Raw genomic sequence first — 26,238 nt, forward strand, 5'->3', positions numbered from 1 at the left:
GTGTCCGCCATCTCCACCCCCGTGCGCAGGCCGCGCCGACCGCGCGAGGAGTCCGGCTCGCCCTTGCTGCTCGGCCACGGACGGCTGCCCCGGGCGCTCGCCGGGACCGCGCTGACTGTGCTCGCCATCGCGTGGCTGCTGCCCTTCGTCTGGGCGCTCGCCACCTCGCTCCAGAGCGAGCAGGACGTGATGAAGTCGGGCCTCTCGCCGTTCAAGGGGGCCTTCACGCTCTCCGCGTACCGGCAGATCCTGGAACGGGGCAACGTACCGACCTGGGCGTTCAACAGCCTGCTCATCTCCGTCCTGGTCACCCTGCTCACCACGGCCGTCTCCACACTCGCCGCGTACGGCTTCTCGCGCGGCACCTTCCGCGGCCGCCGCACCCTGCTCGCGGTCACCGTCGCCGCGATCATGGTCCCGCCGCAACTGCTGATCGTTCCGCTCTTCGAGCAGATGACGCTGTTCCACCTGGTCGACACCTACGCGGCGGTGATCCTGCCGCAGGTGGTGGCGCCCATGATGGTCTTCATCCTGAAGCGCTTCTTCGACGCGATACCCCGCGAACTGGAGGACGCCGCCCGCATCGACGGCGCCTCCGAACTGCGGGTCTTCACGTCCATCGTGCTCCCGCTGTCCCGCCCGATCGTCGCGGCCGTCGCGATCTTCGTGTTCATCGGCGCGTGGAACAACTTCATGTGGCCGTTCATCGTCACCAACGACCCGGACCTGATGACGCTCCCGGTCGGCCTCGCCACCGTCAAGGACGCGTACGGCATCCAGTACGCCCAGTCCATGGCGTCGGCCCTGCTGGCCGCGCTGCCGCTGATCGTGATGTTCCTGCTGTTCCAGCGGCGCATCGTCAACTCCGTCGCCACCACCGGCCTCGGCGGCGGCTGACCCCCGCCGACTGTCCCTGCCCCGGCGCCGGTCTCCCGGCCGGCCGCCACCACGATCCATCTGGAGTACCTGTGCAGACCCCCTCCGTCCCCCGTCCGGAGTACCCGCGCCCGCAGTTCGTACGGCGCGACTGGCTCAACCTCAACGGGACCTGGCAGTTCGAGACCGACCAGGGGGACAGCGGTCTCGAACGCGGGCTGCTGGAACGTGATCTGACCGGCGAGATCCTCGTACCCTTCGCCCCCGAGTCCGAGCTGTCCGGCGTCGGCGACACCGACTTCCTGGAAGCCGTCTGGTACCGGCGGCGCTTCACCCCGCCCGCCGAGTGGGCCGGCCGCCGGGTGCTGCTGCACTTCGGCGCGGTCGACCACGACACCACCGTCTGGGTGGACGGCACCGAAGTCGTACGCCACCGAGGCGGATTCACCCCCTTCACCGCCGACCTCGGCGACCTCGCCCGGGCCGGCCGCGAGGTGGAGATCACCGTCCGCGCCCGCGACCCGAAGTCCGGCCCGCAGGCCCGCGGCAAGCAGGCCGTCCAGTACGCGAACCACGACTGCAACTACACCCGGACGACCGGGATCTGGCAGACGGTCTGGGCCGAACCGGTCACCGACGCGCATCTGCGCCGCCCCCGCATCACCCCCGACCTGGCAGCCGGCGCCTTCCACCTCGAACTGCCCCTGTCCGCCAACCTTCCCGGCCACCGTGTGCGCGCCGTCCTCAGCGACGGCACCGGCGAGGTCTGCCGCGCCGAGGCCCGAGCCGACCTCGACCTGGCCCCCCGCCTCCACCTTCCCGTCCCGGATGACCGGCGTCGCGAGTGGAGCCCCGAGGACCCCCACCTGTACGGGCTGCGCCTCGAACTCCTCGGCCCCGACGGCGAATCCGTCGACACCGTCGAGAGCTACGCGGGCCTGCGCTCCGTCTCCATCCGGGGCAAGGCCGTCCTCCTCAACGGCCGCCCCCGCTTCCAGCGCCTCGTGCTCGACCAGGGCTGGTACCAGGACGGACTGATGACCGCCCCCACCGACGAGGCCCTGGTCCGCGACATCGAGCTGGCCATGGAGGCGGGCTTCAACGGGGCCCGGCTGCACCAGAAGGTCTTCGAGGAGCGCTTCCTCCACCACGCCGACCGCCTCGGCTATCTGGTCTGGGGCGAGTTCGGCGACTGGGGCTGCGAGGTCGGCGGCTCCTCCGGCGACAACCAGCGGCCGGACGCCTCCTTCGTCGCCCAGTGGCTCGAAGCCGTCGAACGCGACTACTCCCACCCCTCGATCGTCGGCTGGTGCCCGCTCAACGAGACGTACCAGAAGCTCCACGACCGGATCACCCAGCTCGACGACGTGACCCGTGCGATGTTCCTCGCCACCAAGGCGATGGACACCACCCGCCCGGTCATCGACGCCTCCGGCTACTCCCACCGGGTCCTGGAGACCGACATCTACGACTCCCACACCTACGAGCAGGACCCGGCCGCCTTCCGGCAGCTCGTCTCCGGGCTCGCCAAGGGGGAGCCGTTCGTCAACACCTACGAGAACGGCGCCGCGTACTCGCAGCCGTACCGGGGCCAGCCCTACTTCGTCAGCGAGTTCGGCGGGGTCTGGTGGGACCCGGAGGCCGCCGCGTCGCAGTCGGGCAGCGACCGTACGGTCTCCTGGGGCTACGGCGACCGAGTGCGCACCGAGGACGAGTTCCACGAGCGGTTCGCCGGTCTGACCAGTGTGCTGCTGGCGGACCCGGACATGTTCGGCTACTGCTACACCCAGCTGACCGACGTCTTCCAGGAGCAGAACGGCGTCTACCGCTTCGACCGGGGTACCAAGCTGGACATCGCCCGCATCAGGGAGGCCCAGCTGCGGCCCGCCGCGATCGAGGAGCAGGACGCCGGCTGACGGTGACACGAGGGTGCCCGCCCCCTCCGGACACAGAGGGGGCGGGCACCCGCCGACGTCAGATCCGTTCGAGCCGCCAGAGCTGCGGCTGCTGCCCGTTGCACGTCCACTGCTGGACGTTGGCGCCCGCCGTACGGGAGCCCTGCGAGACGTCCAGGCACTGCCCGGAGGACTTCACGACCAGGCGGTAGTAGCCCCGCCCGGCGTTCTCCAGCCGCCAGTCCTGGGCGGCCGCCGCGTTGCAGTACCACTGCCGTACGTTGGCGCCGGGCGTGGCGGATCCGTTCTCCACGTCCACGCAGTAACCGCTGTTGCCGCCCGTCAGGGTGAACGCGTCGCCGTGTGCCCGCAGCGTCCACGCCTGCGGGCCGAGGCCGTTGCACGTCCACTGCTGTACGTTGCCGCCCGCGTCCCGTGAGTCGGCGGCCACGTCCAGGCACTGGGCGCTGTTGGCGTTGACCAGCCGGTAGCGCGCGCCGTCCACGACCCCGGCCGCGTCACCGCTGCCGGTGAGCGGGCCGGTGGCCACGTACGGGCGGCAGACGCCGCCGTCCCAGTCCGTCGCGATCTCCAGGACGGTGCGCCCGTCCGCCGAGGGCAGCAGCGGCGAGCTGTAGTTCGGGCAGTACGTGGCTGTCGGCGCGGAGACCTTCACGGGGGCCTCGATCTCGTACCACGGACCGGTGCCGTTCTCCGTGTTGGCGAGGATCGTGCGGCCGCTGTCGGTGGCGGGTGTGCCGTCGCGGTTCAGGAGCTGCTGGCCGATCAGGAGGAGCCGGCCGTTGGCCCCGCCGCCCGGCGCGGGAGCCCAGGCGATGGTGGGCGCGGCGCGGAAGTACTTGCCGTCCACGGTCTCCGGGCGGTAGCCGAGCGAGGCGGGGTCGCCCCAGTCCCAGCCGTCCGGGGAGGTCCGGTAGTGCACGACGCACTGGTACTGGCCGCCCGGATTGCAGATCTCGTAGCTCATGAAGTACGAGCCGTTCGGCAGCCGCCGCACCATGGGCATCCCCGGCCGGTCCGGTTCCCAGGAGCCGGCGACCGTGTTGCGGCGGTCCTGCCAGGTGACCCCGTCATAGCTGCGGGCGGCGGCGAGCTTCTGGCTGTGCGCGGGGTCCGTCTCGTCGGCGTAGTGGCAGACGAGCGCCCCGTCGGCGGCTACGGAGAACTCCGGCTCCCACAGCCCGCCCGTGCCGGTCGCGGTGGCGCAGGTGGAAAGGTAGGACCAGGTCCGGCCCACGTCGCTGCTCCGCCAGACGCGCAGCGCCATGCGCCGGTTCTGCTCGTCCTGGCCGGAGGAAGCGGCCCACAGCAGGGTGCCGGGCGCCAACGAGCCCACCTGGCGCGGCAGTTCGAAGAGGGTTGCGCAGCAGAGGCCCTGGCCGCCCGACGACTCCGGGTCGGCGACGCTCCCCACCTGCCGGAAGGTGGTTCCGCCGTCGGTGCTCTCGTGGATGGCCCCGACGCCGTTGTTGCCGTTGAAGGTGACGACCCCGGCGAGCACGCGGCCATTGGCGGAGCCGTTGTGCTCCAGTCGGATCACCCTCGGGTAGAGGCCGGTCCCGCTGCCCAGCGGGGTGGCGCCGGCGGCGACGGGCGCGGGAGGTGTGGCGGCGGGAGGGGCGGCAGGCGACGCCGACGCCGGGGCGGAGGCCAGGCCGATGGCGGCGGCCAGGACCGGGGCGACGGCACGCGCCGCCCAGCGCGCGAGGCGGCGGGGCGTCGTGGGGGAGTGGCGGGGCGAGGGTCTGGGGGGTCGGCGCAAGGAGAGCACAGGCTTCCTTCCTCGGGGGCACGAAGGCGTGGGGGGTGGCCGAGTGGGGCTGCTGACGGCGAAACAGTAGGGCCGGATGTACATCGATGTAAACAGGGTTGACAGCTTCCGTTGAGCTGCTGAACGCGGAGCCGCCGACCGCTCGCGGCGCACGGGGCGGTCGATGTGCGTCGGCAGGCGAGGGTGAACGGTCGGACCGGGTGAGTGCTCGAATGAAGGTCCGGTTACCATATGAGCGCCGCCTAGCTCGAAAGATAAACCTGTGACTGTCAATGACGACGCGTTCACCAACTGGAAAAACCGCGAGGAGATCGCGGAATCGATGATCCCGATCATCGGGAAGCTGCACCGCGAGCGGGACGTCACCGTCCTCCTGCACAGCCGCTCGCTGGTGAACAAATCGGTGGTGAGCATCCTCAAGACCCACCGATTCGCCCGGCAGATCGACGGCGCGGAGCTCTCGGTCACCGAGACCCTGCCCTTCCTCCAGGCCCTCACCACCCTCGACCTGGGCCCCTCCCAGATCGACATCGGCATGCTCGCCGCCACCTACAAGGCCGACGACCGCGGCCTCAGCGCGGCGGAATTCACCGCGGAGGCCGTCGACGGCGCCACCGGGGACAACAAGATCGAACGCCGCGAGGCGCGCGACGTCGTCCTCTACGGCTTCGGCCGGATCGGCCGCCTGCTCGCCCGGCTGCTCATCGAGAAGGCGGGCTCCGGCAACGGCCTGCGGCTGCGCGCCATCGTGGTCCGCAAGGGAGCGGGCCAGGACATCGTCAAGCGCGCCTCACTGCTGCGCCGCGACTCCATCCACGGCCAGTTCCAGGGCACGATCACCGTGGACGAGGCCAACAACCGGATCGTCGCCAACGGCAACGAGATCCAGGTCATCTACTCGGACGACCCGACCTCCGTCGACTACACCGCCTACGGCATCGACGACGCCATCCTCATCGACAACACCGGCAAGTGGCGCGACCGCGAGGGCCTGTCCAAGCACCTGCGCCCCGGCATCGCCAAGGTCGTGCTGACCGCCCCCGGCAAGGGCGACGTCCTCAACGTCGTGCACGGCGTCAACCACGACATGATCAAGCCCGACGAGCAGATCATCTCCTGCGCCTCCTGCACCACCAACGCGATCGTGCCGCCGCTGAAGGCGATGGCCGACGAGTACGGCGTGCTGCGCGGACACGTGGAGACCATCCACTCGTTCACCAACGACCAGAACCTGCTGGACAACTACCACGGCTCCGACCGCCGTGGCCGCTCCGCGCCGCTCAACATGGTCATCACCGAGACGGGCGCCGCCTCCGCCGTCGCGAAGGCGCTGCCCGACCTGGAGGCGACGATCACGGGCAGCTCGATCCGCGTCCCCGTCCCGGACGTGTCGATCGCCATCCTCAGCCTGAAGCTGGGCCGCGAGACCACCCGCACCGAGGTCCTCGACCACCTCCGCGAGGTGTCGCTGACCTCCCCGCTCAAGCGGCAGATCGACTTCACGACCGCCCCCGACGCGGTGTCGAGCGACTTCATCGGCTCGCGCCACGCCTCCATCGTGGACGCCGGCCCCACCCAGGTCGACGGCGACAACGCGATCCTCTACCTCTGGTACGACAACGAGTTCGGCTACTCGTGCCAGGTCATCCGGGTCGTCCAGTACGTCTCGGGCGTCGAGTACCCGACCTTCCCGGTCCCGGTCCCGGTCGCCTGACCCCCGCCCGACGACGACAGGTCCCGCCCGCCGCGATGGCGGGCGGGACCCTTCCGTCAGCCGGTCCCGGAGACCGTGACGGCGGGCGCGGGCGCGTACCCCGTCGCCCGGGTGGTGAACGTGCCCCGGCCCTGCGTACGGCTGCGCAGCCGCGTCGCGTAACCGAACAGCTCGGCCAGCGGCACGGTCGCCGTCACCACCGCCGCGCCGCCCCGCGTCGTGGAGCCGGAGACCCGGCCGCGCCGGGCGGCCAGGTCGCCGAGCACCCCGCCGACCGCGTCACCGGGCACAGTGACCGTCACCTCGACCACCGGCTCCAGCAGCACCATCGCGCTCGCCCGCAGGGCCTCCCGCAGCGCGAACCGCCCCGCCGTACGGAACGCCATCTCCGAGGAGTCCTTGGGATGCGTCGCGCCATCGGTCAGCGTCACCCGCACCCCGGTCACCGGATGCCCGCCGAGCGGCCCCTCGGCCAGCGCGTCCCGGCAGCCTGCCTCGACCGCCCGCACATACTCCTGCGGTACCCGGCCGCCGACGACCGCCGAACCGAAAGCGAACTCCGCCGCCTCCTCGCCGTCGGTGGCCTCCAGCGGTTCGACGTCGATGACGACGTGCGCGAACTGCCCGGCCCCGCCGTCCTGTTTGACGTGCCGGTAGACCAGACCGGACACCCCGCGCACCAGCGTCTCCCGGTGCGCGACCTGCGGCCGGCCGACCCGGACGTCCAGACCCTGGTCGCGGCGGATCTTCTCCGCGGCCACCTCCAGGTGCAGTTCGCCCATGCCCGAGAGAACGGTCTGACCGGTCTCGGGGTCCGTCCGCACCACGAGCGACGGATCCTCCTCGGCCAGCCGGACCAGGGCGGCCATCAGCCGTTCCGTGTCCGTGCTCCGCCGCGCCTCCACCGCCACGGACACGACCGGGTCGGCCACCGCGGGCGGTTCCAGGACCAGCGGGGCGCCGGGCGCGCACAGCGTGGCACCGGGGCGGACGGCCTTCGGGCCGATGACCGCGACGATGTCCCCGGCCACCGCCGCGTCCACGTCCACATGCCGGTCCGCCTGGACCCGCAGGATGCGCCCGACACGCTCACTGCGCCGGGTGGTCGCGTCCAGCACCGTCTCCCCCTTCCGGATCGTTCCCGAGTACACGCGCAGATACGTCAGCCGGCCCGTCGCGGTCGCGTTCACCTTGAACGCCAGCGCGGCGAAGGGGCCTTGAGGATCGGCGGCCCGCTCCTGCACCGCCCCGTCGAGCAGGCCCCGTACCGGCGGCACGTCGAGAGGGGAGGGCAGGTACGCGACGACCGCCTCCAGCAACGGTTCGACACCCCGGTTCCGGTACGCCGAACCGCACAGCACCACGACCCCCTCACCGGTCCGGGTCAGATCCCGCAGCGCCCCGGCCAGCGTCCCCGCGGAGAGCTCGGAGCGTACGCAGAACTCCTCCAGGGCCGCTGGATGCAGCTCCGCCACCGCCTCCTCCAGGAGCCGCCGGCGCCGGGCCGCCTCCTCGCGCAGCCCGTCGGGCACCTCGCCCTCCTCGTACGCGTCGGCGCCTTCCGCCCACACCAGGGCGCGCATGCGCACCAGGTCGACCACCCCGCGGAAGGCGTCCTCGGCCCCGATGGGCAACTGCACCACGAGCGGGACGGTGTGCAGCCGGTCCCGGATCGAGGCGACCGCGGTGTCCAGGTCCGCACCGGCCCGGTCCAGCTTGTTGACGAAGGCGATCCGGGGGACCGCATGGCGGTCCGCCTGGTGCCACACCGACTCGCTCTGCGGCTCCACCCCCGCTACCGCGTCGAACACCGCGATCGCGCCGTCGAGCACCCGCAGCGAACGTTCGACCTCGTCGGCGAAGTCGACGTGCCCCGGAGTGTCGATGAGGTTGATCCGGTGACCGTCCCAGGTGCAGCTGACGGCCGCGGCGAAGATGGTGATGCCCCGGTCGCGCTCCTGGGAGTCGAAGTCCGTGATGGTCGTGCCGTCGTGCACCTCACCGCGCTTGTGGGTGGTGCCGGTGGTGTAGAGGATCCGCTCGGTCACCGTGGTCTTGCCGGCGTCGACATGGGCCAGGATGCCCAGGTTGCGGACGGTGGTGAGAGCGCTGACGGGGGAACGGTGCTGGTGGGTACGCACGGCCGGTGGCCTTTCGGGATGATCCGGAAGAAGACGGCGCGATACCCCCGGACGAAGCAGCCCGGATGCGGGCCTGCGGGACCCGCGTGACATGACTGGATGTCAGTAAACGTGCGGGGCCCGGGTGTTCGTCACGGGGTCCGGGGCCGGCCGCGCAGCCGGCTCCGGGCGGCGCGAGACACCAGGATCACCTCGAACCGCGACGGGGGGACGACGGCGGCGGTGCGGTAACGCACGGCGGTCTCCCCTCAACGGTCACGGCGGACGCGCCGACGGACGGCCGGCGCGCGGTGTGCGGCGAGTCTAGGGAAGGCGGGGTGCGCGGGGGAACCGGTTTTTCGGCCGGGCGCGTCCGGGACCCAGGGGGCGGCAGGCGGTCCGGCACCGGCGCAGCGCGCTCCGGCCGCAGCCGCGCCACTCGGCGGGCGACGGGCCGATGCCCCGGCCGCCCCGGGTGATCAGGGCGTTCACCGGTGTGTGCGGGTCCAGGGCCATCGTGCGCGCGAACAGCACGCCGATCACGAGCGGGGCGAGCGAGAGGGCCAGGGAGGTACCGGCACTGGTGACGTGCCGCACGCGGAGGCGCTTCGGGTCGGGAGCCATGACCCCATCTCAGCGGCGGCGCCCCGGCCCGGGATCGGGGAACGTACTCAGACCGCACGGCCCGGATACTCACCCGGACCGTGCGGCGCACCCCGCTGGACCTCAGGCGTTGGTGCCGGAGCCCCCGCCGGATGCCGCCTTGATGCCCTTCGTGATCGTGTCCAGGACGGACAGCGAAGGCGCCTTGCTGTTGATGTCGAAGCCGGAGCGGATCACCACCAGCATGTCCTTGGCCAGCGGGGAGGGGAAGGCCAGCGATTCGACGTAGCCGTCGTCGCCGTTCTTCGTCACCACCTTCCAGCGCACCCGGTAGCCCTGCTGCCCGGCCACCGTGACCGCCTCGGATTTCAGTTCCTCGTGCGAGGTGATGCCGCCGTAGATCTTCTCGCCGTATGACTCGTTGGCGTTGGTCCCGATGTCCTTCTCGGCGGTGGCCTTCGCCGTTTTGGTGGTCAGCTTCAGCGCCTCGGCGGGGGCGGAGAACACCCCGCCGCGCACACACTTCTCCTTGGTGTCACCCGGGCAGGCGTACGTCCCGGTGGTCACCCCGGCGCCCATGCCCGACTCGCCCTTCCAGCCGTCGGGGACCGGGATGCTGATGCCGCTGGCCAGGTCCGTCGCGTAACCGTCCTCGATCTGCGGCTGACCCTGCTCGGGCGACTGGTCGCCGCCACCGTTGCCGCCGCCGCGTTCGTCGCCGTTGCCTCCGCTGCCCTTGCCGTCGCCCCGCTGTCGCTCGGGTCCGGGGGACGGGGAATCGGAGGGGGCGGTGGCCGCGGTGTCGCTCTTGCCGTCGGAGCCGTCCGACAGCAGATAGACACCGCCCCCGATGGCGGCCAGCACCACCACGGCCGCGGTGATGCCGGCCCCAATGCGTATGCGCCTGCTGCGGACGGCCGCCGGCGGTACGCGCAGATGGTCGGTCCACTGGTTGCCGTCCCACCAGCGCTCGTGGCGGGGGCCAAATCCTGAATACCCGGGGTCTGGATGCCAGCCGGGCGGGCTCGTCTGGGTCACGCCCGACACGGTAACCGGACTGCCTGAGAATCCTATGAACTGGGTGGGTGAACCCCCTGTCGCCCGCCGTCCGCATACGTCATCTTCCTTGGTCTAGACAAGTGGAAGGGCTGTCGCTAGCATCCGCCGACGAGGCGCGGCGGACCCGCCTGACCGCGCCCAGAAGTGAGGGCCCCATGGAAGCGACCGCCCCCGACCGTCGTTTCGCGGAGGACTACCGCCTCGCCCGGGAGATCCCGCGCGACGGTCTGACCGCATGGCGCGCAGCCGTCGCCGCCGAGGTGGAACTCGCACCGGGCGCCGCCGTCCTGGACGTGGGCGCGGGCACCGGCTCCTTCGCCTCTGCTTTCGCCGACTGGTTCGGCGTCCGGGTCCTGGCCGTGGAACCGGCCGCCGCCATGCGGGCGCTGATCCCCCGGAGCGGGCTCATCGAGGCCCTCGACGGACGTGCGGAGGCGCTGCCGGTGCCGGACGGCTGCGCGGACGCGGCCTGGCTGGGCTCGGTCGTCCACCACATCGGCGATCTGCCCGCCGCCGCCCGGGAGTTGCGCAGAGCGCTGAAACCCGGCGCTCCCGTGCTCATCCGCAATTCCTTCCCGGGCCGGTGCGCACGGGACCTGCGGGTGCGCTTCTTCCCCGGCGCGGAACGCATCGTGGACGGCTATCCCACGGTGGAGCAGACGTGTGAGGCGTTCGCCGCGGCCGGTTTTGCCCGCGTCGCCCTGCACGCGGTGCCGCAGCAGAGCGCGCCGAGCCTCGCCGCGTTCGCCGACCGGATCAGGCGGGACACCGACGCGAAGCTGCGCGACCTCGGCGACGACGAGTTCGAACGCGGGATGCGCCGGCTGCGTACGGCGGCGGAGCAGGAGCCGGACCGGCCCGCCGTGAGCTGGATGGACCTGCTGGTCCTGGTCTGACCAGGTGCCGCCGACGTAAGGTCCGTCCATATGAGGCTCAGCGACGAGGAAGGGCGGGCCGTACGGGCCGCCATGGCGGGCGAACTGCGGCTGCTCGATCCGGAGGTACGGGCGTCGCCCGACGCGGTGACGGAACTGCTCGACCCGGACTTCACCGAATTCGGCGCCTCCGGACGCCGATACGACCGGGCCTCCATCCTCACCGTCACCTCCGCCGCCGAGGACGACGATCCCGGCCCGGACGTCTTCGAGTTGTCCGGAACCCTGCTCGCCCCGGACCTGGTCCACCTGACGTACGTCACCGAGCGCAACGGCCTGCTGTTCAGGCGCAGTTCCCTGTGGCGAAGGAGCGGTGAGCGGTGGCGGATGTACTTCCACCAGGGCACCCCGGCCGGTCCCGCGCCGGCCACCGCCGAAAATCCGGCGGACACCCCCGGCGGCGCTGCGTAGGCTCGCGCGATGACACCTTCTCGCTACCCGTCCAAGCCCCGCCCCGGCGACCGCGTCGCCGTGCTCTCACCTGCCTCCGGTCTGCCCGGAATCCTCCCGCTGCCCTACGAGTTGGGGCTGCGCAGGCTCCGCGAGGAATTCGGCCTGGATCCGGTGGAGTATCCCTCCACCCGGAAGATGGGCTCCACCCCGCAGGAGCGCGCCGCCGACCTCCACGCGGCGTTCGCCGACCCGGACATCAAGGCCGTCATAGCCAGCATCGGCGGCGACGACCAGATCACCCTGCTGCCCCACCTGGACCGCGACTTGCTGCGCGCCAACCCCAAGCCGTTCTTCGGCTACAGCGACAACACCAATCTGCTGGTGTTCCTCGACAACCTCGGCATCGTCGGCTATCACGGCGGCTCCGTGATGGTCGAGTTCGGCCGTCCCGGCGCGCTGCACCCGCAGACGGCCGAGTCCCTGCGCGCCGCGCTCTTCACCCACGACACGTACGAGCTGACGCCGGCGAAGGAGAGCGGCAGCATCAACCGCGACTGGAAGGACCCGCGCACCTTCGACCAGGAGCCCGACCTGCTCCCCGCCGACGGCTGGACCTGGCACAACGCGGACCGGGTGGTCGAGGGGGCGAGCTGGGGCGGCAACCTGGAGATCCTGGCCTGGATGCTGATGGCCGACCGGGAGATCCTGGCCCCGGAGGCCTACGAGGGCCGGGTGCTGTTCCTCGACACCTCCGAGGAACTGCCCCGCGCCGACGAGGTGTACCGCATCCTGCGCAACATGGGGGAGCGCGGCCTGCTGCGGCGCTTCCCCGCCCTGCTGATGGCGCGCGCCAAGAACTGGTCCTTCGACCAGCCGCTCGACGCGGAAGCCGGTGCGGTGTACTGCCGGGAGCAGCGGGAGGCAGTGCTGCGCGCCCTCGCGGAGTACGCCCCCGACACCATGGCCGTCTTCGACGTCGACTGCGGTCACACGGACCCGCAGGTGATCATCCCGTTCGGCGGCCGGATCCGGGTGGACGGCGTGGCGCGGCGTATCACCGTCACCTACTGAACGGGCGGGCTCCCCAGGTGTGGTCCGACCACATCGCGTGTGTGACATAGTCGGGATGTACGCATACGCCCGAACGGGGAGTGGAGGAGCGGATGCCTGTCGAGTGGCAGCCCGTGCGGCAGGCCCGGACCCATGAACTCGTGCTCCAGAGCATCGAGGAGCAGGTCTTCGCCGGAAAGCTGAGGGCCGGGGACCGGCTCCCGCCGGAGCGCGAACTCGCCCCCGTGTTCGGGGTGAGCCGGTCCGCGCTCCGGGAGGCGCTGCGGGTGCTGGAGACGATCGGCGTGCTGGTCGCCCAGCCCGGCCGGGGCCACGACTCCGGGGCCCGCATCGTGCGCAACCCGGACGACGCGCTCGGCAGGCTGCTGCGCCTCCACTTCGCCCTCGGCAGCTACAGCCTGCACGACGTGATGGAGGCCCGGGTCGCCCTGGAGCGCTCCAGCTTCGCGGCCGCCGCGGAGCACGCGTCCGACGAGGACCTGGACGCGGCCGGTGCGGTGGTCCACCGGATGGCGCGGGAGGGCATCGGACCGGAGGAGTTCAACGAGCTCGACACGCAGTTCCACGTCAACGTGGCGAGCGGTTCGGGCAACGCGCTGACCTCCACGCTGACCGCCGCGGTACGGGAGTCCGTACGGCCCCTCATCCTGCGGGCCCTCGAAGAGGTTGACGACTGGCCCGCCACCCAGGCCCGGCTCAACGCCGAGCACACGGAGATGCTGAGGCTGGTGCGCACCGGCGACGGCGAGGCGGCGGCCGACCTCGCCGAGCGCCACATCCGCGGCTTCCACGGGACGCTGGTCGACCAGGACCGGTCCGATTCCGGCGGGGGTGCCGAGTAGCGCCCCCGCCGCACGGGGCTCCGTCGCCGGGTTGGTGTCGTCAGGGCAGCATCCAGGACAGCGCCGACGTGGACTGGAGGTAGACCAGGACGCAGAGGACGGCCAGCATGCCCACGCTGTATCCGGCGACCTTGCGCAGCAGGATGCGCTCCGAGCCCGGCATCGCGACCGCGGTGGCGGCGATGGTCAGGTTCTGCGGACTCACCAGCTTGGCGACCACGCCGCCGGAGGTGTTCGCGGCGACGAGCAGGGTCGGGTCGATCCCTGCGGTCTGCCCGGCCGTCTGCTGGAGGTTGGCGAACAGTGCGTTGGCGGAGGTGTCGGAGCCGGTCACGGCGGTGCCGAGCCAGCCGAGCACCGGCGAGAGCAGGGCGAAGAGCCCGCCCGCCGTCGCGAGCCAGGTGCCGATGGCAACGGTCTGACCGGACTGGTTCATCACGTAGCTCAGCGCGAGCACCGTGGCGACCGTCGCGATGGCGGTCCGCATGTTCTTCAGCGTCCGGCCCGCTGCCGAGAGTGCGACGCCACCGGTCATCGGATAGACGTCACGGTCCTTGGCGAACCGGTAGATCAGCGTCACCAGAAGGCCCGAGATGATCAGCAGGGTGCCCGGATTGCCCAGGACCTCCAGCGTGTACACCGCGCTGGACGACGGCGTACCGCCCGTGGTCATCAGCTCGCCGTAGAGGCCGGGCCACTCGATCTTCAGGTTGGCGTGGCCGAGCACCGCGGGCATGTCCAGCCCGCCCACGTTCAGCTTGGCGATGCCGAAGATCGCGATCACCAGGATGTACGGGAGGACGGCGTAGGTGACCCGACGCCGGGTGAGCGGCTCGTTCTCCACCTGGGAGCGCTGGTCGTCCGGGGTCCGCGGCTTCCAGAAGCGCAGCATCAGCACGGCGACGCCGAATCCGACGAGTGAAGCGACCACATCGGTCAGCTCGTACGCGAAGTGGTTGGCGCACCAGAACTGGGTCAGGGCGAAGACGCCGCCGGTGACCAGCGCGATCGGCCACAGCTGACGGATGCCGCGCGTGCCGTCCACGACGAACAGCAGCAGAAGCGGGACGAAGATCGCGAGCAGGGGCGACTGGCGGCCGATGACCGAGGCGATGTCCTCGGGGGGAATGCCGGTGAGGTTGCCCGCGGTGGTGACGGGGATGGCCATGGCGCCGAACGCGACCGGCGCGGTGTTGGCGAGGAGTACGGTCACCGCCGCCTTGACCGGGGGCAGGCCGAGGGCCAGCAGCATCACGGCCGTGATGGCGACGGGCGCGCCGAAGCCGGCCAGTGCCTCCAGCAGGCCGCCGAAGCAGAAGGCGATGAGCATCGCCTGCACGCGCAGGTCGCCCCGGCCGACGGCGCTGAACGACCGCCGCAGATCCTCGAACCGGCCGCTGACGACCGTGAGTTCGTAGAACCAGATCGCCGCGACGACGATCAGCATCACCGGGAACAGGCCGAAGACGAGCCCCTGGGACGCCGAGAGCAGCCCCAGTCCGACCGGCATCCCGAAGCCGATCACCGCGACGAGCAGAGCCGTGAGGACCGAGCCCAGCGCGGACACCAGGGCCGAGCGCTTGGCCGCCATCAGGAGCACGAAGAACACGCCGAGCGGGATCAGGCTCACCAGCGCGGTCGCCAGGAGACTGCCCCCGATGGCGTGGACGTCCGGCGTGTACGAAGCCAGCACGGTGGCGGGTGGTGCGGAAGCCACGGAATTACTCCTCGCTGAGTGACGCAGCTGATTCAGCGATCAGTAGGACACCAGAGATGTCGTATGTCAATAAGGTCAGACCAAATGGCGGCCAGGTCACTTTCCGCTCCAGCTGCTCTCCAGTTGTGCCGTGCCCCTGCCGAAACCGGACGGAGGGTAGTATGGTCGGACCATAACCTGCGATCGGGGAGGCTCCATGCGTATCGGGCTCTTCGCCACCTGTCTGGGAGACACGCTCTTCCCCGAGGCGGTGAAATCCACCGCGGTGCTGCTGGCCCGCCTGGGTCACGACGTGGTGTTCCCGCCGGGACAGACCTGCTGCGGCCAGATGCACGTCAACACCGGCTATCAGCGCGAGCCCGTCCCGCTGGTCCGCAACTTCGCCGCCCAGTTCGGCGACACCTCCATCGACGCCGTCGTCATGCCGTCGGGCTCCTGCGCCGGATCGGTCCGCCACCAGCACGAGATCGTCGCCGAGCGGTACGGGGACGCGGCTCTGCGCGCGGGTGTCGCCACCGTCAAGGCGAAGACGTACGAGCTGTCCGAACTCCTCGTGGACGTACTGGGCGTCACCGACGTCGGCGCGTACTTCCCGCACCGGGTCACCTACCACCCCACCTGCCACTCGCTGCGCATGCTCAGGGTCGGTGACAAACCACTGCGGCTGCTGCGCGCCGTCGAAGCGATCGACCTGGTGGAGCTGGGCGAGGCCGACGCCTGCTGCGGGTTCGGCGGGACCTTTGCTGTGAAGAACGCCGACACCTCGACGGCGATGCTCCAGGACAAGATGCGCAACGTCACCGCGACCGGAGCCGACGTGTGCACCGCCGGCGACTCCTCCTGCCTGATGCACATCGGCGGCGGGCTCTCGCGTATCAAGGCCGGAACGAAGACCCTGCACCTCGCCCAGATCCTGTCCTCCACCCGCAACTCGCCGCACGTCCTTACGGAGGCCGCCCGATGAGCGCGACGTTTCTCGGCATGCCCGCGACCCCGCCCCGCTCCCCGTACGGCACGGGCAATCTGCGCGGCGACCGGAAGTTCCCCGCCGCCGCCCACGACGACCTGGGCAACGAGCAGCTGCGCCGCAACCTCGGCCGCGCCACCCGCACCATCCGCGCCAAACGCCTCCACGTCACCGGCGAACTACCCGACTGGGAGGAGCTGCGCGACGCCGGGTCCGCCATCAAGACCGACACCATGAACCGGCTCCCCGAACTCCTGGAGGAGCTGGAACGCAACGTCACCGCACGCGGCGGCACCGTCCACTGGGCGCGCGACGGCGTCGAGGCCAACGAGATCGTCGCCCGGCTGATCCAGGAGACGGGCAGCGACGAGGTCATCAAGGTCAAGTCGATGGCCACACAGGAGATCGGCCTCAACGAACACCTCGAATCCCTCGGCGTCACCGCGCACGAGACCGACCTCGCCGAACTCATCGTCCAGCTCGCGCACGACAAGCCCTCGCACATCCTCGTCCCCGCCATCCACCGCAACCGGGACGAGATCCGGCAGATCTTCCTCAAGGAGATCCCCGGCGTCGACCCGGCCCTGGACAACGTCCCCGCCCACCTGGCCGCCGCCGCCCGCGCCTACCTGCGCGAGAAGTTCATGACCACCAGGGTGGCCGTCTCCGGGGCCAACTTCGGGATCGCGGAGACCGGCACCCTCTCCGTCGTGGAGTCCGAGGGCAACGGCCGCATGTGCCTGACCCTCCCCGACACGCTGATCACCGTCATGGGCATCGAGAAGGTCCTGCCGCGCTACCAGGACCTGGAGGTCTTCCTCCAGCTCCTGCCGCGCTCCTCCACGGGTGAGCGGATGAACCCGTACACCTCGATGTGGACCGGCGTCACCCCCGGCGACGGACCGCAGACCTTCCACCTGGTCCTCCTCGACAACGGTCGGACCGCTGCCCTCGCGGACCGCGTCGGCCGCGAGGCGCTGAACTGCATCCGCTGCTCGGCCTGCCTCAACGTCTGCCCGGTGTACGAGCGCGCCGGCGGGCACGCCTACGGATCGACCTACCCCGGCCCGATCGGCGCCGTACTCACTCCGCAGCTCGCCGGGATGGACGCCGCCAAGAACGACCCGAACAGCTCGCTGCCGTACGCCTCCAGCCTCTGCGGGGCCTGCTTCGACGCCTGCCCCGTCAAGATCGACATCCCCTCGCTGCTGGTCGAGCTGCGCCACCAGCACACCGAGCAGTCCGGCACCACCGCCGAGAAGCTGGCGATGAAGGCGGCGGGCGCCGTGATGGGCCGGCCCAAGGTCTACACCGCCGCGCAGAAGGCGTCCCGGCTCGGCCGCGTCCTGGCCCGGGACGGGAAGCTCCCGGCGCTGCCGCCCCCGTTCAACGGCTGGAGCGACAGCCGCGACACTCCCGCCCCGCCGAAGCAGACCTTCCGTGCCTGGCTGGCCTCGGCCGAAGGCACGGCCGCCATGCGCGAGGCGTCCGCCGAGCACACCCGCAACCAGCAGCAGGAGGACGGCGAATGACGACCGCCCGTGACATCGTGCTCGGCCGCGTCCGGGACGCGCTGGCCCTCGCGCCCGCCGGGGAGACCCCCGTCCCGCGCGCCTACCGCACCGGCCGCACGCTCCCCGACGAGGAACGCCTCGCCCTCTTCACCGACCGGCTCGTCGACTACAAGGCGCAGGTCCACCCGTGCACCGCCGACCGGACCGCCGAAGTCGTCGCCGAGGTGCTGCGGGAGCGGGAAGCCGCCCGCATCGGTGTCCCCCCGGGGCTCGACACGGGGTGGCTGGCCGCTTATGACGGTGAGGTCCAGCAGGACTCCGCGGACATCCCGGCGCCGCGCCTGGACGCCCTCGACGGTGTCGTCACCGCGTCCGCCGTCAGCTGCGCCGAGACCGGCACCATCTTCCTGGACGGTTCGCCCGACCAGGGGCGACGGGCGCTGTCCCTCGTGCCCGACCTGCATGTGTGTGTGGTCGACCTGTCGACCGTGGAGGTGGGTGTGCCCGAGGCGGTGGCCCGACTGGTGCCGGAGCGCCCGACCACGCTGATCAGCGGACCCTCGGCCACCTCCGACATCGAGCTGGAGCGGGTCGAGGGCGTCCACGGCCCGCGCACCCTCGCAGTCGTCATTCGCACAGACGTTTAGGTGATCGCGCCGGGCCGGTTACGCTCTCTGCCTGGCATGGACACACTTACCCTCTGGCAACTGGCGGCACTGGCCGCGGCATCCGCACTCGTCGGCTTCTCCAAGACGGCCGTCAGCGGCGCCAACACGATCAGCCTCGCGGTCTTCGCGGCGGTGCTCCCCGCCCGCGAATCCACCGGGGTACTGCTCCCGATCCTGATCACGGGCGATGTGCTCGCCGTCCTCGTCTACCGGCGTCACGCGCACTGGCCGACCCTGCTGCGGCTCTTCCCGGCCGTCGCGGCCGGCGTGGTGGCGGGCACGCTGTTCATGATGTGGGCCGACGACGCCACCGTGCGGACCTCGATCGGCGCGATCCTGGTCTTCATGGCCGGCGTCACCGTCTGGCGCCGCCGCACGGCGGAGGCCGTCGCCGAACCCGGCGCCGACGACGGGCCGCCGACCGCCGGTGAACGGCTCAAGGCACGTTCGTACGGGGTGCTCGGCGGCTTCACCACCATGGTCGCCAACGCGGGCGGCCCGGTGATGTCGCTCTATCTGCTCTCGGCCGGATTCCGGAAACTGGGCTTCCTGGGCACCTCGGCGTGGTTCTTCCTGATCGTCAACACCTCGAAGGTGCCGTTCAGCGTGGGCCTCGGGCTGATCGACGGACGCTCCCTGCTGCTGGACGCCTGCCTGCTGGTGTTCGTGCTGCCGGGCGCCTGGATCGGGCGCAGGTGCGTGGACCGCATCAACCAGCGGCTCTTCGAGCGCGTCGTCCTGGCCGCCACCGTCATCGGCGGCCTCCAACTCCTCCTGACCTGAAGGCGTTACGAGGGGCGGGCCCCCCCGCCCCCCCGCCCCCGGGGGCCCCCCCCCGGCCCCCCCCGCCCCCCCCCCCAACCCACCCCCCACCAAAAACCCAGCAACCCCCCCGTACCCGAACCCCACCGCCGGCCCGACCCACCAGCCCCTCTCCGTGGCGCGGCGGCCCCCCCCCCCCGGCGGGGGCGGCCCCCCCCCCCCCCCCCCCCGGCGGCGGCCCCGCGGCCCCCCCCCCCCCCCCGCGGGGGGGGGCCCCCCGCCCCTCGTATTCCGGCGGCGCCGGTCAGATGATGCCCTCCTCGATCTCCGCCTGCTCGCGCGCGTTCCCGTACGCCGACGGCGTGCCGTACGAGCGCCGCGCGACGAACCACCACACGGTGGCCAGGACGAGCACCGCGACCAGGGCGATCGATGCGTAGTTCATCGAGTCGATGGTCACCGGCGACGACTGCGGCAGCAGGAACAGCACCGTCACGATCGCCACCCACACCACCGCGATCCAGCCGACCGGCTTCGACCAGCGGCCCAGGTGCCACGGCCCCGGCTGGAAGCGGCCCTTGGCCCGCAGCTTCAGGAAGACCGGGATCGCGTACGCGGGCGTGATTCCGATGACGTTGATCGCGGTCACCGCGCCGTACGCGGTCGCCGAGTACAGCGACGGCAGGGCCAGCACCCCGGCGACGATCACCGAGAGCCACACCGCCGGAACCGGTGTCTGCGTGCGCGCGCTCACCTTCCGCCAGAGCGAGGAACCGGGCAGCGCGTTGTCCCGGCTGAAGGCGAACACCATCCGGCTCGCGGCGGCGACCTCGGCGTTCCCGCAGAAGAGCTGCGCCGCGATCACGATCAGCAGCATCGCCGTCGCGCCGGAGGTGCCCAGCGCGTCGATCAGGATCTGCGCGGGTGGCACACCGGTCGCGGTCTTCTGCGTTCCCGCGTAGTCCTGGATGGCGAAGGTCAGCCCCGCCAGCAGTACGAAACCGGCCACCCACGACACCCAGATCGCCCGGACGATGCCACGCGCCGCCGAGACCGAGGCGTTCGAGGTCTCCTCCGACAGGTGCGCGGAGGCGTCGTAGCCGCAGAACGTGTACTGCGCGAGCAGCAGCCCGATTGCCGCCACGTACAGCGGGTTGTGCCAGCCGGTGTCGTTGACGAACTCGGTGAACACGAACGAGGGCGACTGGTGGTGCGAGGGCACGATCGCCAGCACGGAGACGATCACCGCCACACCGGCCAGATGCCACCACACGCTGACCGAGTTGAGGATGCTCACCAGCCGCACCCCGAACAGGTTGATGACGGCGTGCAGCAGCAGGATGCAGACGAAGATGACCATCGTCTTTCCCGGGGTGGGCGTGAAGCCCCACTGGATCTTCATGAGCGCGCCCGTGAACAGCGCGGCGCCGTAGTCGATGCCCGCGATGGCGCCGAGCAGCCCGAGCAGATTCAGCCAGCCGGTGTACCAGCCCCACTTGCGGCCGCCCAGCCGGTCCGCCATGTAGTACAGCGCCCCCGACGTCGGATACGCGCTCGTCACCTCGGCCAGTGCCATCCCGACACACAGCACGAACAGGCCGACACCGGCCCAGCCCCACAGCATCACGGCCGGCCCGCCCGTGGACATGCCGAAGCCGTACAGGGTCATGCACCCCGACAGGATCGAGATGACGGAGAAGCTGATGGCGAAGTTGCCGAACCCGCCCATGCGGCGGGCCAGGACCGGTTGGTAGCCGAGCTCACGGAGCCGTTGCTCCTCGTCCTTCGGCGCACTGGTCCCGGCACCCTTGCGGGGCGAGGTGGACACGGACATGGAGGACCTCCTGGTGGGGGGTGGACGGGCGACTCGGAAAGATGCGGGGAGGACGCTCAGCCGGGGGCCGCCGACAGCGCCCGGGCACGGGCCCGCAGGAAGACCTCCTCGGCGCCGCCGGGGTCGTCGGGCGTACGGGAGCGGCAGGCCCAGGGCAGCGAGGTGAAGTACGGGCCCAGCTCGCGGAACACCTCGGCCGCCTCGGCGAACCGGAGCGCCCCCCACAGGGCGTGCGCCAGGTGGTTGAGGTCGGGCAGGGTCCGGGTGGCGGCAGGGGAGCGGCGGTACCAGACCTCCAGCGCGCGCAGGGCCTCGCGCTCGGCGTCCTCGGTGACCCAGTGCAGGTCGAGGGCCTTGTCGTGGTCGTGCTCGCGGCGGTAGCGCTCGACCCGGACGTACAGCGGGAGCACATGGAGGGCCGAGCCCTCCGGCGCCGTGGACGACGCCCACTGAACGAAGTTCACCGCCTCGACGAGCGCGCCGCCGGCCCTGCGCGCGTACACGAACTGGAGCATCCGGTGGTACGCCTCGCGGTTGTGCGGGTCGCGCCGGTCGGCCTCCGCCAGCAGCCCCCACGGGCCGGGGAACAGCATGGGACCGGGCGGCGGCAGCCGGTGCTCGGCGAGCCGCTGGTCTTCGTCCAGCTGGGACAGGGCCAGCAGGCACACCCAGGGCACCGGGTCGGCCGGTGCGGCGTGCGCCGCCGAACGGCACGCCTCCCACGCCTCCTGCCACAGCTCCCGGCCGCTGGGGTGGCCCGCGCGGTTGGCCCGTACCGCGCGCTCCACCGCGACCCGGGCGCGCATCACCGCCCCCGCGCTGCTCTCCGGCTCCTCGGTCAGCCAGGTCCGTATCGCGTCGGTCCCCGCCGCGACCGCCCCGAGCACCTGGGTGCGCTGGGTCCACCGGGCCCAGTCCGGGGTGCCCGCCAGCAGGTCGCGCATGGCGATCCAGCGGCCGGTACGTAAGTCCTGTAACGCCGCTCGGAGTTCATTGTCGTGGCCGGCCGGATGGTAAACCGGCCGGAATTCACCGTTGGCCATGGGCGCGCTCGGGGCGGGGGGCTGAATTCATCGATCCTCAGGGATTATTGCGACGGAGAAACAGTTGAAGTGCGAACTGCTTTTGGCTTCCGGTTGCTGCTCGGCGGTGAGTGTAGAGCCCTTTGCGTGGAACTCTCGAACGAATCATTGATTCGGCCCAAGTCGCTTGTTGGTTACTCGTGTTGGCGCCTTCCCGCCGCTTCCGCAAGGTTCCGGACACAGCCCCGGCGCGTGCTTGACGTAACCGCTGGGCTGCACCACTCTGGGGGCCGCGACCGAAGATCACGATTCCGTTCGAGCCCCGGGCTCGCGTACCGCTGGAGAACCGATGACAGGCCCGGTGCTGGCAATCGACCAGGGCACATCGGGAACGAAAGCGCTGGTGATCTGTCCCGAGCGGGGTGTGACCGGTTCCGGTTCCGCCCCCGTGCGGCCCCGGTACGGCCCCGGTGGTGCCGTCGAGGCGGATCCGGCCGAATTACTCGCATCGGTCGTCGCCGCCGGCCGGCAGGCCCTGGCCGAATCGGGCGGCACCGTCGAAGCCGTCGGGCTCGCCAACCAGGGCGAGACGGTTCTCGCCTGGGACCCGGGCACGGGGCGCCCGCTCACCGAGGCGATCGTCTGGCAGGACCGCCGGGCCGCGGACATCTGCGCGGAACTCGCCCATCGCGGCGAGGAGTTGCACCACCTCACCGGACTCCCGCTCGACCCCTACTTCGCCGCCCCCAAGATGGCCTGGATCCGCCGCGAACGGACCCGCGAGGGCGTCGTCACCACCAGCGACGCCTGGCTCGTCCATCAGCTCACCGGCGCCTTCGTCACGGACGCCGCCACCGCCGGACGCACCCAGCTCCTCGACCTGGACCGCGTCGCCTGGTCACCGGCCGCGCTGGACGCCTACGGCCTCGGCGACGAACGGCTGCCCACCGTGACCGACGCCGCCGGAATCTTCGGCACAACCGGGGTGTTCGGCGGCGACCTCCCGCTCACCGGACTCCTCGTCGACCAGCAGGCGGCCCTGCTCGCCCAGAGCGCCCTGGACCCGTCCGTCGCCAAGTGCACCTACGGGACCGGGGCGTTCCTCCTCGCCGGGACCGGAACCGCCCCGCGCCGCGGCACCGGCGGGCTGGTCAGCTGCGTGGCCTGGCGGCTCCGCGGGCGCACCAGCTACTGCCTGGACGGCCAGGTCTACACGGCGGCCTCCGCCGTGCGCTGGCTCACCGACCTCGGGGTGATCGCCGGCGCCGCCGACCTCGACCCGGTCGGTGCCACCGTCCCCGACACCGGCGGCGTCACCTTCGTCCCCGCACTCGCCGGCCTCGCCGCCCCCTGGTGGCGGAGCGACCTGCGCGGCGCGGTCACCGGGCTCGGCCTGGACACCTCGGCCGGGCACCTGGTGCGCGCCCTGTGCGAGGGGATCGCCGCCCAGGTGGCCGAGCTGGCCGCCGCGGTCACCGCCGACCGGGGCACACCGCTGTCCGTCCTGCGCGTCGACGGCGGCCTCACCCGCTCCGCCCTCCTCATGCAGACCCAGGCCGACCTGCTGCAACGCCCGGTCGAGGTGTCCGCGCTCCCCGACGCCACCGCCCTCGGTGTCGGCGCGGTGGCCCGTATGGGCGCCGACCCCACGCTCCCGCTCACCCGGGCCGTTCCCGTGCGGAAACCGGCCGCTGTCTACGAACCACGCATCGGACCCGACGAGGCGGCCGAACGCCTCGACGCGTTCCGGACCGCCGTGCGCGGGCTGCTGGAGCGGGCGTGAGCGCGAGGACCCGCCGGACAGGTCCGACGTGGTAGCCCCGGCCACACCCACCGTCACCCGCACCGGGCAGCCCCTGCCCGACGTCCCGCCGTACGACGTCACGGTCATCGGCGCGGGCGTCGTCGGCACCGCCATCGCCCGCGAACTGGCCCGCCACCCCCTGCGCACCGCCCTCGTCGAAGCCACCGACGACATCGCCAACGGCACCTCCAAGGCCAACACCGCGATCCTGCACACCGGATTCGACGCCGCCCCCGGCACCCTGGAAGCCCGCCTCGTCCGCGAGGGGCAGCGCCTGCTCTCCGCGTACGCCGCCCGCACCGGCATCCCCGTCGAACGCGTCGGCGCCCTCCTCGTCGCCTGGGACCGGGACCAACTCGGCGCCCTCCCCGCCCTGCTGGCCAAGGCGGAACGCAACGGCTACCACGCGGCCCGGCTGCTGGACGCCGAGGAGACCGCCGCCCGCGAACCGCATCTCGGCCCCGGCGCGCTCGGAGCCCTGGAGATCCCCGACGAAGCCGTCATCTGCCCCTGGACCACCCCGCTCGCCTACGCGACCGAAGCCGTCCGGGCCGGGGTGCACCTCCACCTCGACTGCCCCGTCCGGCACCTCGCGTACGCCGAGGGCCTGCACACTCTCACCACCCCCCGGGGCACCCTGCGCAGCCGCCTGCTGATCAACGCCGCCGGGCTGCACGCCGACACGATCGACCGGATGCTGGGCCTCGACACCTTCACCGTGCGCCCACGCCGGGGCCAGCTCATCGTTTTCGACGAACTCGCCCGCGACCTGGTCCGCCACATCCTGCTGCCCGTCCCCACCGCCGCCGGCAAGGGCGTCCTGGTCGCGCCGACCGTCTTCGGCAACGTCCTGCTCGGCCCCACCGCCGAGGACCTGGACGACAAGGAGGCCACCGAGTCCACCGCCGAAGGACTCGCCCAGCTGCGTGAGCGGGGGCGCCGCGTCCTGCCCCGGCTCCTCGACGAGGAGGTCACCGCCGTCTACGCGGGCCTGCGGGCCGCCACCGGCCAGGAGGACTACCGGATCACGGCCCACCCGGACCGGGCCCTCATCACCGTCGGCGGCATCCGCTCCACCGGGCTCACCGCCTCCATGGCCATCGCCGCACACGTCGTCTCCCTGCTCCCCGGCGCCGGACTCGACCCGGGCGAGCCCGGCGAACTCGCCCCGCTCACCATGCCGAACCTCGGCGAAGGGTCGCAGCGCCCGTATCTCGACGCCGCACTGATCGCGCGCGACCCCGCGTACGGCACGGTCGTCTGCCACTGCGAGCGCGTCACGGAGGGCGAGATCCGCGACACCCTCGCCTCGGTGCTCCCGCCGCGCTCGATTGCGGGACTCGCCCGCAGGACACGGGCCGGCAACGGACGCTGCCAGGGCTTCCACTGCGGGGCCGCGCTCCGCGCCCGCATCGAGGGGGCCCGCCCATGACCCGCCGCGAACACCGCGTCGACGTACTGGTCGTCGGCGCCGGACCGGCCGGCCTCGCGGCGGCGGCAGGACTCGCCGCCGCCGGGGTGCGGCGCGTGGAGGTGCTGGAACGCGATCAGGCGCCGGGCGGCATCCCCAGGCACTGCGCCCACGGAGGCTTCGCCACGCGCACGAGCGGCGATCTCACCGGCCCCGCCTACGCACTGCGCTGCGCGGCAGAGGCACGCGCGGCCGGCGCCACGCTCCGCACCGGCATCACGGTCACCGGCTGGGCCGGACCCCGTACCCTCGACGCCACCGGCCCCGGCGGCCTGGAGCGCATCACCGCCCGGGCCGTCGTCCTCGCCACCGGCGCCCGCGAACGCCCCCGCGCCGCCCGGCTCGTTCCCGGCACCCGCCCGGCCGGCGTCTACACCACCGGCGAACTCCAGCAGGCCGTCCACCTCCACCACCAGCCCATCGGCACCCGCGCGGTGGTCGTCGGCGACGAACCGGTCAGCCTCGCCGCGGCCGACACCCTGCGCACCGCCGGTGTCCACCTCGTCGCCCGCGTCACGGAGCACCCGCCCCGCCCCTTCACGGCCGTACGCCCGGTCCGCGGCGGCGCACCCCTGCTCACCCGCGCCACCGTCACCGCCCTGACCGGCCGCCCCCGCCTCACCGGCGTCCGCGTGCGGCACGCGGACGGCCGCACCACCACCCTGGCCTGCGACACCGTGGTCTTCACGGCCGCCTGGATCCCCGACCACGAACTCGCCCGGCGCGGCGGCCTCCCGCTGGATCCCGGCACGAGGGGACCGGCACACGACCCCGCGTTCCGCACCGGACAGCCGGGGGTCTTCGCCGTCGGCAACCTCTTGCACGGCGGGGAGAGCGCGGCCACCGCCGCCCGCGAGGGCCGGGCCGTCACAGGGCCCGTTCTGGCCCACCTGGACAGCGGTGGACGGCCGGCCGGCGGGCCGCCCCTCGCCGTCGCCGCACCGCTCGAATGGGTCGCCCCCAACCTCACCGGGCCCGGCGGGCGCCGGCTGCTGCTGCGGACCGGCGGGCGGCTGTCAGCGCCGCTGCTCGTCGTCAGCCAGGACGGGGCGCTGCTGCATCGAAAACACCTGGCCCGGTACGTCGCGCCCGGCCGTTCCTTCTCGCTCACCGCCCCCTGGCTGGAACGCGTCGACCCGCAGGGCGGCCCGGTGCACATCCGGATCGCCTGATCCCCGT

Annotated in this window: 21 protein-coding genes; 14 read left to right on the plus strand and 7 right to left on the minus strand. The window is 72.0% G+C overall.

Going from position 1 to position 26,238, the window contains the following annotated elements; all coding sequences use genetic code 11:
* The gene (locus ACZ6C6_RS30300; protein WP_469207341.1) at nt 1-897 is read left to right on the plus strand and encodes a carbohydrate ABC transporter permease; all 897 of its coding nucleotides are present in this window, start codon (nt 1-3) and stop codon (nt 895-897) included.
* A gap of 71 nt (nt 898-968) precedes the next feature.
* Nucleotides 969-2,792, plus strand: a complete 1,824-nt coding sequence (locus tag ACZ6C6_RS30305; RefSeq protein WP_469207343.1) for a glycoside hydrolase family 2 protein — start codon at nt 969-971, stop codon at nt 2,790-2,792.
* A gap of 58 nt (nt 2,793-2,850) precedes the next feature.
* Here the strand turns inward: ACZ6C6_RS30305 and ACZ6C6_RS30310 are convergent, their stop codons facing one another.
* The gene (locus ACZ6C6_RS30310; protein WP_469207345.1) at nt 2,851-4,563 is read right to left on the minus strand and encodes an RICIN domain-containing protein; all 1,713 of its coding nucleotides are present in this window, start codon (nt 4,561-4,563) and stop codon (nt 2,851-2,853) included.
* Nucleotides 4,564-4,825: 262 nt separating this feature from the next.
* On the opposite strand from ACZ6C6_RS30310, the gene ACZ6C6_RS30315 reads away from it, so the two are divergent.
* On the plus strand, nt 4,826-6,277 hold the full coding sequence (locus ACZ6C6_RS30315) for a glyceraldehyde-3-phosphate dehydrogenase (RefSeq protein ID WP_469207347.1): 1,452 nt from the start codon (nt 4,826-4,828) through the stop codon (nt 6,275-6,277).
* Nucleotides 6,278-6,333: 56 nt separating this feature from the next.
* Here the strand turns inward: ACZ6C6_RS30315 and fusA are convergent, their stop codons facing one another.
* From fusA to ACZ6C6_RS30330, 3 genes are all read right to left on the minus strand, one after another.
* A complete protein-coding gene (gene fusA, locus ACZ6C6_RS30320) occupies nt 6,334-8,418 on the minus strand; it encodes an elongation factor G (RefSeq protein ID WP_469207349.1) in 2,085 nt (694 codons plus the stop codon).
* A gap of 303 nt (nt 8,419-8,721) precedes the next feature.
* Nucleotides 8,722-9,021 carry a hypothetical protein gene (locus tag ACZ6C6_RS30325; RefSeq protein ID WP_469207351.1) on the minus strand — a complete coding sequence of 100 codons (300 nt, stop codon included), beginning with the start codon at nt 9,019-9,021 and terminating at the stop codon, nt 8,722-8,724.
* Between the two features lie 102 nt (nt 9,022-9,123).
* Nucleotides 9,124-10,038 carry a DUF2510 domain-containing protein gene (locus tag ACZ6C6_RS30330; RefSeq protein WP_469207353.1) on the minus strand — a complete coding sequence of 305 codons (915 nt, stop codon included), beginning with the start codon at nt 10,036-10,038 and terminating at the stop codon, nt 9,124-9,126.
* Nucleotides 10,039-10,214: 176 nt separating this feature from the next.
* On the opposite strand from ACZ6C6_RS30330, the gene ACZ6C6_RS30335 reads away from it, so the two are divergent.
* From ACZ6C6_RS30335 to ACZ6C6_RS30350, 4 genes are all read left to right on the plus strand, one after another.
* Nucleotides 10,215-10,955 carry a class I SAM-dependent methyltransferase gene (locus tag ACZ6C6_RS30335; RefSeq protein WP_469207355.1) on the plus strand — a complete coding sequence of 247 codons (741 nt, stop codon included), beginning with the start codon at nt 10,215-10,217 and terminating at the stop codon, nt 10,953-10,955.
* A gap of 30 nt (nt 10,956-10,985) precedes the next feature.
* Nucleotides 10,986-11,405 (plus strand): nuclear transport factor 2 family protein, encoded by a 420-nt coding sequence (locus ACZ6C6_RS30340; RefSeq protein WP_469207356.1) that lies wholly within the window; start codon nt 10,986-10,988, stop codon nt 11,403-11,405.
* Between the two features lie 9 nt (nt 11,406-11,414).
* Nucleotides 11,415-12,458, plus strand: coding sequence for a S66 family peptidase (locus ACZ6C6_RS30345; protein ID WP_469207358.1), 1,044 nt, complete (start codon nt 11,415-11,417; stop codon nt 12,456-12,458).
* A 92-nt stretch (nt 12,459-12,550) separates the two neighbouring features.
* Nucleotides 12,551-13,300: a FadR/GntR family transcriptional regulator gene (locus ACZ6C6_RS30350; RefSeq protein ID WP_469207360.1), complete on the plus strand. Its 750-nt coding sequence runs from the start codon at nt 12,551-12,553 to the stop codon at nt 13,298-13,300.
* A gap of 40 nt (nt 13,301-13,340) precedes the next feature.
* Here the strand turns inward: ACZ6C6_RS30350 and ACZ6C6_RS30355 are convergent, their stop codons facing one another.
* Nucleotides 13,341-15,017 carry an L-lactate permease gene (locus tag ACZ6C6_RS30355; protein ID WP_469207362.1) on the minus strand — a complete coding sequence of 559 codons (1,677 nt, stop codon included), beginning with the start codon at nt 15,015-15,017 and terminating at the stop codon, nt 13,341-13,343.
* A 196-nt stretch (nt 15,018-15,213) separates the two neighbouring features.
* Between ACZ6C6_RS30355 and ACZ6C6_RS30360 the strand changes: the two genes are divergently transcribed.
* From ACZ6C6_RS30360 to ACZ6C6_RS30375, 4 genes are read left to right on the plus strand one after another with little or no spacing between them, the layout of a single operon-like run.
* Nucleotides 15,214-15,981, plus strand: a complete 768-nt coding sequence (locus tag ACZ6C6_RS30360) for a (Fe-S)-binding protein (protein WP_469207364.1) — start codon at nt 15,214-15,216, stop codon at nt 15,979-15,981.
* A complete protein-coding gene (locus tag ACZ6C6_RS30365; RefSeq protein ID WP_469207366.1) occupies nt 15,978-17,516 on the plus strand; it encodes a LutB/LldF family L-lactate oxidation iron-sulfur protein in 1,539 nt (512 codons plus the stop codon). Before ACZ6C6_RS30360 ends, ACZ6C6_RS30365 begins: the two co-directional genes overlap by 4 nt.
* Nucleotides 17,513-18,145: a LutC/YkgG family protein gene (locus tag ACZ6C6_RS30370; protein WP_469207368.1), complete on the plus strand. Its 633-nt coding sequence runs from the start codon at nt 17,513-17,515 to the stop codon at nt 18,143-18,145. Before ACZ6C6_RS30365 ends, ACZ6C6_RS30370 begins: the two co-directional genes overlap by 4 nt.
* Nucleotides 18,146-18,181: 36 nt before the next feature.
* Nucleotides 18,182-18,949, plus strand: a complete 768-nt coding sequence (locus tag ACZ6C6_RS30375; protein ID WP_469207370.1) for a sulfite exporter TauE/SafE family protein — start codon at nt 18,182-18,184, stop codon at nt 18,947-18,949.
* A gap of 283 nt (nt 18,950-19,232) precedes the next feature.
* Here the strand turns inward: ACZ6C6_RS30375 and ACZ6C6_RS30380 are convergent, their stop codons facing one another.
* Nucleotides 19,233-20,762, minus strand: coding sequence for an amino acid permease (locus tag ACZ6C6_RS30380; RefSeq protein ID WP_469207372.1), 1,530 nt, complete (start codon nt 20,760-20,762; stop codon nt 19,233-19,235).
* Nucleotides 20,763-20,818: 56 nt separating this feature from the next.
* Nucleotides 20,819-21,805 carry a hypothetical protein gene (locus ACZ6C6_RS30385; RefSeq protein ID WP_469207374.1) on the minus strand — a complete coding sequence of 329 codons (987 nt, stop codon included), beginning with the start codon at nt 21,803-21,805 and terminating at the stop codon, nt 20,819-20,821.
* Nucleotides 21,806-22,133: 328 nt separating this feature from the next.
* Between ACZ6C6_RS30385 and ACZ6C6_RS30390 the strand changes: the two genes are divergently transcribed.
* From ACZ6C6_RS30390 to ACZ6C6_RS30400, 3 genes are read left to right on the plus strand one after another with little or no spacing between them, the layout of a single operon-like run.
* Nucleotides 22,134-23,567 carry an FGGY family carbohydrate kinase gene (locus ACZ6C6_RS30390; RefSeq protein ID WP_469207376.1) on the plus strand — a complete coding sequence of 478 codons (1,434 nt, stop codon included), beginning with the start codon at nt 22,134-22,136 and terminating at the stop codon, nt 23,565-23,567.
* Nucleotides 23,568-23,595: 28 nt separating this feature from the next.
* Nucleotides 23,596-25,020 (plus strand): FAD-dependent oxidoreductase, encoded by a 1,425-nt coding sequence (locus ACZ6C6_RS30395; protein WP_469207378.1) that lies wholly within the window; start codon nt 23,596-23,598, stop codon nt 25,018-25,020.
* Entirely contained in the window at nt 25,017-26,231 is a 1,215-nt protein-coding gene (locus tag ACZ6C6_RS30400) for an NAD(P)/FAD-dependent oxidoreductase (RefSeq protein WP_469207380.1), read from the plus strand. The genes ACZ6C6_RS30395 and ACZ6C6_RS30400 overlap by 4 nt, the downstream gene beginning before the upstream one ends.
* Nucleotides 26,232-26,238: the final 7 nt, after the last annotated feature.

This window comes from Streptomyces sp. NPDC041814 (genome assembly GCF_055590565.1).